Here is a 13,460-nt window from a genome sequence, read left to right on the forward strand (position 1 = left end):
CAAAGGGCTATTAAGTAAACATAAGGTAGGTTTTGTATACCAAGCTCAAAAGGAGGTCTAAACATGTATGCAATCAAATGATGGGGTGCTTTTTTATTTGCAAAAAAAGGGGGGATTTCTCCTGTTGTCGAAATAAGTAGGCAGAGGAAACTTGTTAAAGAAAAACCTATGCAAGAGAAAAGGGCTTAGAACATTATCGGATTAAATCAGACGATGGCAGACACGTTATTAAGGGCTTGTATCACATTCAAAATGTCAATGGTCTCCATTCTCGTTTGAAACAATGGATAGACCACTTTAAAGGTTTGGCTACGAAATATCTTGATAATTACCTTGCTTGGTTCTTCTAAACAGCATATAAAGGAATTTCTATTAAACTCCTTTTTATTTAAAATGATGGGCACATAAGACAGCCTGAGACTACCAAAATTTAATGTGTAATTCTTATTAAATTAACGTGTATGTTACTTTGAGGGGGGAAAGGCATATGGACAATTATCTCGTAGTATTTTTTTGTTTTGCTATTACACTTCATAATATAGAAGAAGCAATTTGGTTGCCTAAATGGTCACAGCAATCTTCAAGGTTTCAAAAGCCAGTTACTTCTAGTGAGTTCCATTTTGCAGTTATTTTTATAACTATTCTGGCTTATTTAGCTGCATTTAGTTTTTTATATATGCCAGAATCAGATTTTACGAAATGGATTTTTATTGGATTTTTAGGTTCAATGATTTTTAATGCTATTTTTCCACACCTTATTGCGACCGTTTTGATGAAAAAGTATGCACCTGGACTTCTCACTGGTTTATTACTTAACGTTCCAATAAATTCATTAGTTATCTATCAAATGTTTTCAAAGAATTTAATTATATGGAAAGAGTTAGTCATATCAACATTTGTAGTAGGAATGATTTTGTTGGCACTTATTCCTTTTTTGTTTAAAGTTGGCGGCAAAATAGCTCCTTCCTAATTTGTTGATTGAGGACTAATAAATTTATTGAATTAGGAAAAAAGGGGAATCGTCTGTAAGCAGCAAGTTGAAATGGACCTAACACAAGGTAAAGCGAAAAAGAAAAAGAGAGTTCTCCCACCTGTGTGATAAACTCCCATGTGAAATAATAATTATAAGTTAAAGCGTCTATCCACTTGAAAATTCAGCCCTAATAAGTCCCAATCACCCCCAAATGAATGCTTAATAATAGTGTATTTCACAAAGCACAATATAAATAAAAAACCCTAGAAGCGTTGAAATAACGCGATTTCTAGGGTTTTCTACATTACTGTTTACACAGCAATGCTATTAACGAGAGTAGAACTCAACGATAAGTGATTCGTTAATTTCAGCAGGAAGTTCAGAGCGCTCTGGTAAGCGAGTGAAAGTTCCTTCTAATTTATTAGCATCGAAAGTTACGAAGTCAGGAACGAAGTTGTTTACTTCGATTGCTTCTTTTACGATGTCAAGGTTGCGAGATTTTTCGCGAAGTGTAATTGTTTGACCAGGTGCTACGCGGTATGATGGGATATCAACGCGGCGTCCATCAACCATGATGTGACCGTGGTTAACAATTTGACGAGCCTGACGGCGAGTGCGAGCAAGACCTAAACGATAAACAACGTTGTCAAGACGTGATTCTAAAAGAATCATGAAGTTTTCACCGTGCTTACCAGGCATTTTGCCAGCTTTATCAAATAAGTTACGGAATTGGCGCTCATTTACACCATACATATGACGAAGCTTTTGCTTCTCTTGTAATTGTAATCCGTACTCAGATAATTTTTTGCGTTGGTTAGGACCATGTTGTCCAGGAGCGTAAGGACGCTTTTCTAATTCTTTACCAGTACCGCTTAGTGAAATACCAAGACGACGTGATAATTTCCAGCTTGGGCCAGTATAACGAGCCATGAATGACTCCTCCTTTAAATGTTTTTATTTTGTAAAATAAAAACAGATGCACGCAACAATCATGTCCATTTTGTTTTCATGTACCTTCGCCCCAGCAGCAGGGGGTTACGCAGTACCCCATCATCAGAAATAAACAAGATAAATCTGATTGAGGAACAAAATGAGAGCATCAAGGCGCTCACATAGGCTGCAATATTTTACACAAAGAGTATTATATAATTGTTTATGATTAAAAGTCAAGGTGTATTTCTTATTGTGTACTTTTGAATATCAAACTTTTTTACTATTTCCTTGTTTAAATATGCTATAATACTGGTAGATGTAAACTGATAATAAAGAGTGATTTTTAAATGAAAGAATCGTTGAAAGAAAAGCGTATCCGGTTTGTATTAATCGGTTTTTTTATTTTTGTAGTTATTGGCGCATTTTTATATCGCTATGAAATAAGGGAAACTCAAGAAATGAACGAGTCCCCTCCTTTAGCCCTTATTTTAAAGAAAAGTAAGGATATAAATGATCATCCCATTGTTGCATTGTATGAATACAAAAACGGCAAACATATTTTAGCTGTTTATGAAATTGAAAGAAAGAATAAGTATAAATTTAATGCGAAGCATGTAATTGAACTGAACGAGGCTCCTGAACAAATTTCGCCTGATAGGACAGAGGAAGGAATTTGGGTTAAAGCTAATAATAACTGGAAATATTATTCCGGAAGTTTACAAGAAGTAGACAGAATGCATAAAAATAGAATAACGGATACTTCTTCTAAAACTCCTTACACCTTTGATGACAAAAAGGCGATTTTAACTATAAACAGCAACCATTCTATAGTCTTGGAGGAAGGTGAGAAGCCTACCGGATTATTTTCTTTATCTGAAGATAAATCTTTATGGCTTGTCCTTACAGAAAGAAATATAAAAATAGCTGCGATTGATACGAAATAGACAAAAATATGCAAGGAATTTCAGATATACATCTATATAATAGATATGTAAGAAAATACAATTTTTATTTCGTAGCAATAAGGAATAGTTATTACTAATAGGTGATGATTAAAGATGGAACAGCTCGAGCAAAAATTGATAATGAAATTAAAAAGTCATTTTTTAGATATCATTGATATAGAAAATGGCTTATTACATTTTGATGAAATTTTAATATCCATGCTTCATTTAGTAAAAGAAGTAACTGGCGCAATGGATGCTTCCTATTTCAGCATGAATGAGTGGAACAAGCAATTATTTATGGAAGCATCAACAATTAAAGATAAAAAGCCATCTGTTATTCCACCTTCCTTATCTGATTTAGATTGCCAAAGAACAGTCTTAAGACAAGAGCTTCCTGGATTTGAAGAATATACGATCATTCTGTTATTAAAGAAGAATGAGCAGTCACAAGGCTGTATTGCATTAAAAGGAGATAATGAACTATTCATCCGATTTTCAGATGATGTTCTTGACAAAATAAGTGAAGAGTGTGCGCGTTTTTTGCATACTGCACGATATTTCGTAAAAACAATTTTAGAAGAAAGAAGATATAAACAGCTCTATCGAGTGACGGAGAAATTCCATTCCTCCATGAATATGGATGATGTACTTGGTGAAATCATTTGTACATTACAGGAAGTTTATCCAACCTTTACGTATTATCTTCTCCTATCACATGACAATAATAAGCTTGAAGATTTGCCAATTAAAGATTTAGAATATGATAGTGAAAATATTGCAGCCATGCAGGCGTATGTAACAGGTGTTCCACAATTTGAAGATTCTCTTCGTGAAAAAAAATCTGTGCTATATGCCCCTTTAAAGGGGAAACAAGGCGTATATGGAGTACTGCAAGTGATTGCGCCGAATACAATTGTATTTCCTAATAATGAGGTAGAATTCATCACCCTTTTGGCAAATACTGCTGGGACTGCACTTGAAAATGCTCAGCTGTATCAGCAATCAAAGCGCTTCATTAAGGATCTACAGCTTATTAATGAAACTTCTCATCGGCTAAACTCGAATTTACGATTAACTGAGACAATGGCATTTATTACTGAACAGATTACACAATCATTCGATGCAGAAGAAGTCGGATTTATCTTGTTTTCGAAGGATTATAAAGAATTAAAAGTGTTACAAGGAAGTACCGACTTCTTCCAGCAGATAGAAGCAAGACCTTATATAGATTTTATAAAAGAAAAAGTAGAAGCTGATGAGGAAGCTTTGTTTATAGGGGATTTCAATCTAGTAGGCGATGACGATAATAAACCTGCATGCTATAAGTCAATTATGGCGGTTCCTATGACTCAATCCGGCGTGCTTAAAGGCATAGCCCTAGTTATGCACCAATCACCATACCATTTCTCTTTTGAGACGTTTAAACTGCTGCAGTCACTAGTACACCATTCTACACTTGCAGTTACGAACTCCATGCTAAGAGAAGAGCTTGAAAAAATGGTTGTTACAGACCACTTAACAAAACTTTTTTCACGAAGCTATCTGGATGATAAAATTCATCAATCCATGAATGAGGACCATGAGGGTACATTCATGATGATTGATATTGACAATTTCAAATTGATAAATGATACATTTGGCCATCAAGTTGGAGATGATGTCATTATTCAGGTGGCGGAACTTATCAATGCTAATATAAGGGGCTCTGATATTGGTGCTAGGTGGGGCGGTGAAGAGCTGGCCATTTATTTACCAGGTGTATCTTTACCTGCAGGCCTTGTAATCGCGGAAAGGCTTGTAAAAAGAGTGGCCGAAAGTACGAAGCCGCAAGTGACGATTTCATGTGGCGTTTCACATTGGAATAGAGGACGCTATGATTCTTATTCAACCTTATTTAGGCGTGCGGATAGGGCACTTTATATAGCAAAGCAAACGGGGAAAAATAAGGTCGTTGTTCAAGAACAGAATGAAGATAGTAAATAAGACTGAGGCCAATCGCTTACAAGCGGTTGGTCTTTATTATTTCAAACTACTTTCCAAATAGTCGGAATTGTCATATGATAAACATGTGATATTTTTTTATACCTATTTGAAAGCGTTTACAACAAGGGAGGAGAGAATAGTGACAGAAATTTACCCAACAAAAATTGAAACAAAAGTTATTCATGAAGGATATGATTCGGAAAAACATAGTGGAAGCTTAGCGCCGCCAATTTTTCAAACATCAACCTTTACATTTGAAACAGCTGAACAAGGTGAGAAACGCTTTGCAGGAGAAGAAGAGGGCTATATTTATACAAGATTGGGTAACCCGACGGTAACTATGCTTGAGGAACGAATGGCTGCACTAGAACAAGGGGAAGCAGCACTAGCGTTTAGTTCAGGAATGGCAGCTGTCTCAGCTATTCTGTTTGGATTAACGAAAACAGGTGACCATATTTTATGCTCGCAAGGAGTGTATGGCTGCACATTCGGTTTATTAGAAATGATGGATCAAAAATATAAGATTAGCCATAATTTTTCGGCGATGGAATCAAGAGAACAATTATTACAAGCACTACGACCAGAGACAGCTTGTATTTATGTTGAAACCCCCATCAATCCTACAATGAAATTAGTGGATTTACAAATGATTGCGGAAGTTGGCAAAGAAAAGGGGATCCCTGTTGTAGTGGATAATACATTCTGTTCCCCCTACCTGCAAAACCCTATCAAATTTGGGTGTGATGCCGTTATTCATAGTGCGACGAAATATATTTGTGGCCATGGGGATGTGATCGCAGGTATAGCCGTTGGGAGAAAAGAGTTTATTGGGAAAATAGCGATGACAACACAGAAGGATATCGGAGGTGTCATTTCTCCGTTCGATGCTTGGCTTTTGCTTCGTGGGTTAAAAACATTGGCAGTAAGAATGGATCGTCATTGTGATAATGCAGCAAAGTTAGCTGATTATCTAGTAAGCCATCCGAAGGTAGCCAATGTATTTTATCCTGGTGATGAACAAAATCCCGATTTTCAGATAGCACAAAAGCAAATGAGAAAGCCTGGTGGATTAATTTCCTTTACGTTAAACGGAAATAAAGCAACAGCACAAGCATTTATGAATGAACTAAAGCTTATCAAAATTGCTGTCAGTCTTGGTGATGCAGAAACATTGATTCAGCACCCTGCCACAATGACACATGCAGTTGTACCGAAAGAATCCAGAGAGGAGATGGGGATCGACGATACACTTCTTAGATTATCCGTTGGTCTAGAATCTTGGGAAGATATTCGCAATGATCTTGAGCAAGCATTCAATCATATCTAATCAAAAGAGGGGGCAACGATTATAAATCATTGCCCCCTCTTTTACCTATAAAAACTTGATTAAAACATTAACAAATGCTTCTAATTTCTGCTGGTCAAGCTCGTCGAAACGGCTTTTTTCAGGTGAATCAATATCTAACACACCAATCAGCTGACCATCTTTTACGAGCGGAACAACAATCTCTGATTGTGATGCAGCATCACAGGCGATATGTCCAGGGAATAGATTTACATCCTCCACACGAACTGTTTCTATTAATTTAGCGGAAGTTCCGCAAACTCCCCTTCCAAGAGGAATTCTAACGCATGCTGGAAGACCTTGAAATGGACCAAGTACAAGCTCCTTGTCTTCGAGAAGATAAAATCCGACCCAGTTGATTCGGTCCAAAAACAAATTTAAAAGAGCAGATGCATTGCTTAAATTTGCAATTCGGTTTGACTCGCCTTCAAGCAATGCAGCAAGCTGTTTTATGACTAAATTGTAGTTTTCCTCACGTGTTCCACTATATGCTTCGACATTAAACATGAATCAATCACCTAACTTCCTAAAATATTAATTTGATTATAGCAAAACTAGAAGAAATAAGTGAAACTTTGTCGAGAATTATATAAAGGAAAAGGCGAATGAAACAAGAATGTCTATACAAGAGTGAATTTGGTTGGCTATATAGGCGACTCATTTTGAAAGAGGTGGTTGTGTGAAAGGGAATGCCAAAGAAGCAATCGTTCGTGCATCAATAAATTTATTTAATGTAAATGGGTTTCACGGAACATCTATTAGAGATATTGCTAAAAAAGCAAAGGTAAATCCCGCTAATATTGCCTATTATTTTGATAACAAGCATGGGTTGCTAGAGCACTGTTTCACAATCTTTTTTGAGAGATATGTGGAGGAGATTGAAAATGGATATGGATTCATTGAACAAGGGGCAGCCATCTCTTTAAAAAAAATAGTAGAAAACATTATGATTTTTCAGTTTGAAAATACTCATTTAACAAGATTAATCTTGCGAGAAATATCACTGGATACGCAAATTGTACGTGAGATCATGTCCACCTATTTAATGAAAGAACGGTATTATATTAATAGAGTGATTGAAAAAGGGATAAGGGCAGAGGAGTTTCGGCATACGTCACCTGATTATATTACTTTGCAGCTGAAGGGTCTTTTGCATATGCCTTTTTTGAATACACATTATATGAATGAAGTGCTGCATGTTCGTCCGAATGAGAAATACTTTGTAGAAAAATATATTAGAGAGATATATAAATGGATAGATGGCGTACTTTGTCAGAGTGAATACAATAAAGCTTATGTAGCGGTCAATTAAATATGGAAAGGAAATAGATTATCTATTCCCTTTCCATAATGGCATCATGTTTAGGCCTTGTCCTAATTCCTTCGTTTGATGTGCATCAGAACCGTAAACTAGAGGGATTTTCAGATTTACAGCTTTTTCAGCTACCCAGTCTGGGGGATAAGCCTCTTTACAGAGGGGCTTTGAGAAGCCGGCTCCGTTATAGTCGATTTCATAACCTTGGACTTTGATCGCTTTTAAAATTTCCATTATTTCATGAGTAAAATCCAAATTTACAGGAAACCTTTTTTGAAATTTTTTCACTAATGTCATATGTCCGATTCGTTTTGGCTTATAAGGACCTAACTCACAATAAATAGATTGAAGTAAGGTCTTAAAATAAGAACGGTATACTTCTTCAATGGATCCGTTTAGTTCAACCATTTGGCCGAAAACATCCGGTGAATAATCAAGGCAATTATAGCGATTCCCGAATTTTAGAAAATGAACAGAAAGGATGGCATCATCTAAATATTTTCCGTATTGATTAAGAAATTGTTTAGTCTCTTTTTCAAAGCCTTCGATAAAATCAACCTCTAGCCCCGTATTAATTTTAATTTTTCCACTATAAACAGACTTCACCTTGTTAATCTTATTTAAATAGTCCTCCAACTGTTCAATATTCATAGAACTGTCTCGTTTGGGAGTTGGATCCATAAATCCAGCAGGCAATGGAGCGTGCTCTGTAAAAGAAATTTCTTGAAAACCTAAAGAAAGTGCCCTTTCTACATATGATTCTATGGGATCTTGCGTGCCGTGAGGACAAAACGGTGTATGGATGTGGCCATCTTTTATCATAAATCTTTCACCACCCTTAAGGAAGTTGATAAAACCGAAGTGAAATATTTGAAAATTTGTACAATAAAAAGATAAAATGTTTAAGTGAATATGCTTTTTCACAATAATTTAGATAAAAAAATGAAATAAATAGTCAAAAAATGTCGTTTACATGGTATCATAAAAACATTGAACTGAACATGATTTTAATTATATACATAGGTCATCATATATCGGCTCGGTACAGAACAGGGGGCTTTAAAAAGTGGAATGGATTATTGGCGTTATCGTCATTCTTATCGGCTTATTTTTAACAGGATTTATATTAAAGAAAAAATACTTTAAAGAAATTGATCGGCTTGAAGCATGGAAGATGGATATTGTGAATCGCCCTGTTCTTGATGAAATGTCAAAGGTAAAGCAATTGAATATGACAGGTCAAACAGAAGAGTTATTTGAGCGCTGGCGAACAGAATGGGATGATATTGTTACAGCACAATTGCCAAATGTAGAAGAGTATTTATTTGATGCAGAAGAATTTATCGATAAATATCGTTTTAATAAAGCAAAGCAAGTGCAGAGAGAAATTGATAAGTATTTAACAGAAATTGAAGAGAATATAAAGAAATTATTAAATGAATTAAACGACCTCGTAGGAAGCGAAGAGAAGAACAGGACCGAAATCGAAGAACTAAAAGACATCTACCGTGAGAATAAAAAAACACTGCTTGCCCACCGTCATACATATGGAAAAGCAGCAGATCTTATAGAAAAGCAGCTAGATGAATCATTTGCAAAGATTCAGGACTTTAATGAGAAAACGGAGAGCGGGAACTATTTAGAGGCAAGGGAAATTGTATTAACGATAAAGGCGGAATTAGCCCAGGTGAACGAGAAAATGGAAGTCATCCCGACTTTTATGCTTGAGTGCTTCTCGAAAATTCCTGCACAATTAAAAGAATTAAAAGATGGCTATAAAGAAATGCTTGAGCAAGGATTTATTCTTGAACATATTCAAGTAGAGAAAGAAACAGAGCGGTTAGAAGAAGCGATCAAAGGCTATGCGGCACTTATTGAGCAGACAGAAATCAATGATGTTCAAAAAGGAATTAGTGAAGTGAAGGATAGCATTGATTTATTATACGATCTTCTTGAGGAGGAAGTACATTCAAGGCATTTTATTGAACAGCAAGATGAACCGACTAGAAATATGCTGTTTACAAACAGGGAAATTAATAAACAGTTAAAGAATGAGCTTGAAGTCATTCGTCAAAGCTATCATGTCTCGGAGAAAGATATTGAAGTTCAATCTCAGCTCGAAAAAAAATTAACACAGCTTTTTAAAAGGTTCGAGGTGCTTGAACATAAAATTTTAAGTCAAACGATTGCTCATTCAATTCTTAAAGCAGAACTTGATGAAATAAGAAACCAGCTTGAAGAGGTTGAGGATGAACATGCTTCATTCGCAGAAAAGCTTCAAATGCTTAGAAAAGATGAAATGAGTGCCCGTGAAAAAGTTAAGGAACTAAGAAAGAAAATTGCTGAAACGGTAAGGCTTGTTTCAAAGAGTAATGTACCAGGCTTGCCGCAGGATTATAAATATTTAATGCAGGATGCAAAGGAAAGCATTGAAAATGTAATGGCAAAGCTTGAGGAGCAGCCATTAAATATCCAAACGATCCAGCAATATTTAGAAGTCGCTGTGTTAACAGTAGATAAGGCAGTTAACACAACAGATGAAATGATTGAAACCATCGTTCTCGTAGAAAAAGTCATTCAATATGGGAATAGATATCGAAGCAGATACCCTTCAGTGGAAAAAGGATTACTTGAAGCGGAAAGCTTATTTAGAGGATTTGAGTATAGAACAGCATTAGAGCAAGCAGCAGCTACAATAGAAGAAATTGATCCGGGTGCAATAAAAAGGATTGAAGAATTAATAAGTGAACAGTAAGACAGACAAAAGGGTCCGCCAAATCTGGCGAACCCTTTTGTCTTACGGAATATAAAAAAGGAATTGACCAAAGTCAATTCCTTTCATTTTATTTACTCTTAGTTACTTGCTGATGCAGTTTTCTTTGATTCTCCAGCTGCTAGAGCGATACAATAACCGACGATAGCACCAACGATTGATGGAACTAACCAGCCGATGCCTTGACTAAAGAATGGAAGGACACTTAGGACATCTGTAACTGCAGAGACATTCAGGCCAGCAGCATTTAAACCATCTACAAGACCGATTAAACCTGTTGGAATTAATGCGAAAATATAAACAAATGAATAACCATTAAATAAATTATGGACAAATGATAGTAGTATTAGCACGATTGCTAATGGATAGATAAACACTAATACTGGAACGGAGAAGCTAATTAGCTGTGTTAATCCAACATTGGCAATAACTGCGCTGAAAAGTGAAAAGATTAGAACGAAAGATTTATATGAAATCTTAGGCAATAACTTATTAAAATATTGAGAACATGAAGAGATTAAGCCAACTGCAGTTGTTAGACAAGCGAATAAAATTGCTAAACCAAGAACTACTGCACCAAATGATCCAAATAAGTGATTAGCTGCTGCTGATAATAGGGAACCGCCATTTTCCTTTAAGCCAATGGCATCTGGGCTAGTAGAGCCAATATAAGCAAGTGATAAGTAAACGAGTGCAAGTCCAGCTGCTGCAACTAAAGCGGCTTTTACACAAAGATTAGTCAATGTTTTTTTATTTGTTACACCCATACCTTTAATAGAAGCAATAACCATTCCGCCAAATACAAGAGACGCGATGGCATCCATGGTTAAATACCCTTCAACAAATCCCTTAAAAAATGGTCCATCTGCATATGGGCCGACTGGTGCTTGTGGTTCTCCCATTGGAGTAATAAAGCTTTTTACTACAAATAAAGTAAGAACAATTAATAATGCAGGTGTTAAAAACTTACCGATACGGTCAACTAATTTAGATGGATTCATCGATAACCATGCAGCTATAGTAAAATATACAATTGTAAATATTAATAGACCAAAGCCATTGGGAGTAGATCCTTCAGGTAAAAATGGCAATACACCGATTTCAAAAGCAACTGTTCCTGTACGTGGAATTGCGAATAGTGGTCCAATTACTAGATACAAGACAACTGTAAAGATTACTGCATAAACTGGATGAACTCGATTTGCTAATGTCTCTAAATCACCAACCCTCGCAATCGCAATAACCCCTAGTAATGGCAAACCAACACCAGTGATTAAAAAGCCAATAATGGCAGTCCAGACATTTGTTCCGGCATCCTGACCTAAAAATGGAGGGAAAATCATGTTCCCGGCACCGAAGAATAGTGCGAATAGCATAAGTCCAATTGCTGTAATTTGCTTGCCTGATAAATTTGTGTTCATTCTTCTGCCTCCTGCTGTGTTTACGAAATTTTATGAAAATTTAGATCAAAATAATAAAAGAATTATACTTAATGATATTATTAAGGAAATAATTCGCTTGTTGTATTTAGATTCATCCTTATTTCCTCCTAAAGTGATAATGACAAAATGTTATGACAATTTAGAATAAAAATTATTTAAGAATACTAAATTTACTATGATTATATATTAAGGTGAAGATTCTGTAAATTACAATTATAAAAAAATGTTATTCCTTTTTTTTGAAAGAGAAGCAATTCTATCAATTGCTCCTCTCTAATCGGTGAATTTTATTAATTAGTCGGCACAGTTTTTTTTGATTCACCAGCTGATAAAGCAATAAAATAACCAACTATAGCACCTATAATTGCAGGTATAATCCAGCCAATTCCTTCTGCAAATAAAGGCAAGAAACTTAGTGCGTCTACAATTGAAGACACGTTTAAACCAGCTGTATTTAAGCCATCAATAATACTGATAATTCCTGTAGGAATTAGCGCACAAATATATACCAATGAATAACCTTTAAAAAGGTTATGGAAAAATGATAAAACGATTAAAACGATGGCTAACGGATAAATAATAACTAAAACTGGAACAGAGAATGCGATAAGCTGTGTTAGACCAACATTAGCAATGATCATGCTGAAAATTGAGAAGACAAGGACGATTGTTTTGTAAGAGAAGCGTGGCAATAACTTATTAAAATAAGTTGCACATGCTGATACTAATCCAATTGAAGTTGTCAGACAGGCAAAAACAATTGCAAGTGCAAGAATAACTGAGCCAAATGATCCGAATAAATGCTTGGCAGCTCCTGAAAGAATAGCACCGCCATTTTCTTGTAATCCTAAAGCGTCCGGAGCAGTTGATCCGATGTAAGCAAGTGCTAAGTAAACAACAGCTAAACCAGCAGCAGCAATTAATCCAGCTTGTACACAAATCTTTGTAATTGATTTTTTATTTGAAACCCCTAATCCTTGAATAGAACTAATAACAATAATACCGAATACAAGTGCTGCAATGGTATCCATTGTTAAATACCCTTCAACAAACCCCTTGAAAAATGGTCCATCCATGTAAGGACCAGTTGGTGCCTGTGGATCACCTAATGGTGTGATAAAACTTTTAATAACTATAAGCGCTAAAATAATTAATAGAGCAGGTGTTAATACTTTTCCAATCGTATCTACTAATTTTGTTGGATTCATTGCAAGCCATGCTGTAATCGCAAAGAATACAATTGAAAAAATAACAAGCGGCAGTGGACTATTGACAGCGTTTTCAGACAAAAACGGGATAACTCCGATTTCAAATGAAACAGTGCCGGTACGAGGAATAGCAAACAGTGGTCCGATAACTAAATACATGACTACTGTGAAAATTACTCCATAAACGGGATGTACACGGCTAGCCATTGTTTGGACATCACCTACTCTCGCAATTGCGATGATGGCTAGTAAAGGCAGCCCTACACCAGTGATTAAAAATCCAATAATTGCAGTCCACACATGTGTACCTGCTTCTTGCCCTAGAAATGGAGGGAAAATCATATTTCCAGCCCCGAAAAATAGTGCAAATAACATGAGCCCAACGGCCATGATTTGCTTTGTTGATAAATTCGAATTCATACTTCATCCCCCTGAATCAGTACCCTAAATATTTTGAACATTTTACATAGTAACATAGTTGTTAAAAAAATTGTCGAATATTATCAAAGTCTTAATTTTAAATATATTGAGATAATAATAT

Annotated in this window: 11 protein-coding genes and 1 pseudogene; 7 read left to right on the forward strand and 5 right to left on the reverse strand. The window is 35.7% G+C overall.

Annotated elements, in window-relative coordinates; genetic code table 11:
• Positions 1-161 precede the first annotated feature (161 nt).
• A pseudogene (locus tag RUH74_RS06760) lies at positions 162-408 on the forward strand (IS1595 family transposase); the annotation flags it as partial.
• A 79-nt stretch (positions 409-487) separates the two neighbouring features.
• The gene (locus RUH74_RS06765) at positions 488-970 is read left to right on the forward strand and encodes an HXXEE domain-containing protein (RefSeq protein ID WP_313799514.1); all 483 of its coding nucleotides are present in this window, start codon (positions 488-490) and stop codon (positions 968-970) included.
• A gap of 330 nt (positions 971-1,300) precedes the next feature.
• On the opposite strand, the gene rpsD is transcribed toward RUH74_RS06765, so the two are convergent.
• Positions 1,301-1,903 (reverse strand): 30S ribosomal protein S4, encoded by a 603-nt coding sequence (rpsD, locus tag RUH74_RS06770; protein WP_313799515.1) that lies wholly within the window; start codon positions 1,901-1,903, stop codon positions 1,301-1,303.
• A 350-nt stretch (positions 1,904-2,253) separates the two neighbouring features.
• Here rpsD and RUH74_RS06775 point away from each other — a divergent pair, with 350 nt between their 5' ends.
• From RUH74_RS06775 to megL, 3 genes are all read left to right on the forward strand, one after another.
• Positions 2,254-2,850, forward strand: coding sequence for a hypothetical protein (locus tag RUH74_RS06775; protein WP_313799516.1), 597 nt, complete (start codon positions 2,254-2,256; stop codon positions 2,848-2,850).
• A gap of 114 nt (positions 2,851-2,964) precedes the next feature.
• Positions 2,965-4,836 carry a sensor domain-containing diguanylate cyclase gene (locus tag RUH74_RS06780; protein ID WP_313799517.1) on the forward strand — a complete coding sequence of 624 codons (1,872 nt, stop codon included), beginning with the start codon at positions 2,965-2,967 and terminating at the stop codon, positions 4,834-4,836.
• Positions 4,837-4,975: 139 nt separating this feature from the next.
• The gene (megL, locus tag RUH74_RS06785) at positions 4,976-6,163 is read left to right on the forward strand and encodes a methionine gamma-lyase (RefSeq protein ID WP_313799518.1); all 1,188 of its coding nucleotides are present in this window, start codon (positions 4,976-4,978) and stop codon (positions 6,161-6,163) included.
• A gap of 45 nt (positions 6,164-6,208) precedes the next feature.
• Here megL and RUH74_RS06790 read toward each other — a convergent pair whose 3' ends face one another.
• On the reverse strand, positions 6,209-6,688 hold the full coding sequence (locus RUH74_RS06790) for a GAF domain-containing protein (RefSeq protein WP_313799519.1): 480 nt from the start codon (positions 6,686-6,688) through the stop codon (positions 6,209-6,211).
• 172 nt (positions 6,689-6,860) lie between these two features.
• Here RUH74_RS06790 and refZ point away from each other — a divergent pair, with 172 nt between their 5' ends.
• Positions 6,861-7,493 (forward strand): forespore capture DNA-binding protein RefZ, encoded by a 633-nt coding sequence (gene refZ / locus RUH74_RS06795; protein ID WP_313799520.1) that lies wholly within the window; start codon positions 6,861-6,863, stop codon positions 7,491-7,493.
• Positions 7,494-7,511: 18 nt separating this feature from the next.
• Here the strand turns inward: refZ and hisJ are convergent, their stop codons facing one another.
• Positions 7,512-8,318 carry a histidinol-phosphatase HisJ gene (hisJ, locus tag RUH74_RS06800; protein WP_313799521.1) on the reverse strand — a complete coding sequence of 269 codons (807 nt, stop codon included), beginning with the start codon at positions 8,316-8,318 and terminating at the stop codon, positions 7,512-7,514.
• Positions 8,319-8,562: 244 nt separating this feature from the next.
• Between hisJ and ezrA the strand changes: the two genes are divergently transcribed.
• The gene (ezrA, locus tag RUH74_RS06805; RefSeq protein ID WP_313799522.1) at positions 8,563-10,251 is read left to right on the forward strand and encodes a septation ring formation regulator EzrA; all 1,689 of its coding nucleotides are present in this window, start codon (positions 8,563-8,565) and stop codon (positions 10,249-10,251) included.
• Positions 10,252-10,349: 98 nt separating this feature from the next.
• On the opposite strand, the gene brnQ (RUH74_RS06810) is transcribed toward ezrA, so the two are convergent.
• Entirely contained in the window at positions 10,350-11,690 is a 1,341-nt protein-coding gene (gene brnQ / locus RUH74_RS06810) for a branched-chain amino acid transport system II carrier protein (protein WP_313799523.1), read from the reverse strand.
• 311 nt (positions 11,691-12,001) lie between these two features.
• Positions 12,002-13,339 carry a branched-chain amino acid transport system II carrier protein gene (brnQ, locus tag RUH74_RS06815; RefSeq protein WP_313799524.1) on the reverse strand — a complete coding sequence of 446 codons (1,338 nt, stop codon included), beginning with the start codon at positions 13,337-13,339 and terminating at the stop codon, positions 12,002-12,004.
• Positions 13,340-13,460: the final 121 nt, after the last annotated feature.

The organism is Cytobacillus sp. (assembly GCF_032154635.1).
In the GTDB taxonomy this organism is placed as follows: Bacteria; Bacillota; Bacilli; order Bacillales; family Cytobacillaceae; genus Cytobacillus.

Bases quoted from the DNA above. Each gene is read 5' to 3' on its own strand.
- rpsD (WP_313799515.1), bottom strand. From the start codon at position 1,903: ATGGCTCGTTATACTGGCCCAAGCTGGAAATTATCACGTCGTCTTGGT.
- RUH74_RS06790 (WP_313799519.1), bottom strand. From the start codon at position 6,688: ATGTTTAATGTCGAAGCATATAGTGGAACACGTGAGGAAAACTACAAT.
- brnQ (WP_313799523.1), bottom strand. From the start codon at position 11,690: ATGAACACAAATTTATCAGGCAAGCAAATTACAGCAATTGGACTTATG.
- RUH74_RS06775 (WP_313799516.1), top strand. From the start codon at position 2,254: ATGAAAGAATCGTTGAAAGAAAAGCGTATCCGGTTTGTATTAATCGGT.
- RUH74_RS06780 (WP_313799517.1), top strand. From the start codon at position 2,965: ATGGAACAGCTCGAGCAAAAATTGATAATGAAATTAAAAAGTCATTTT.
- RUH74_RS06765 (WP_313799514.1), top strand. From the start codon at position 488: ATGGACAATTATCTCGTAGTATTTTTTTGTTTTGCTATTACACTTCAT.
- brnQ (WP_313799524.1), bottom strand. From the start codon at position 13,339: ATGAATTCGAATTTATCAACAAAGCAAATCATGGCCGTTGGGCTCATG.
- hisJ (WP_313799521.1), bottom strand. From the start codon at position 8,318: ATGATAAAAGATGGCCACATCCATACACCGTTTTGTCCTCACGGCACG.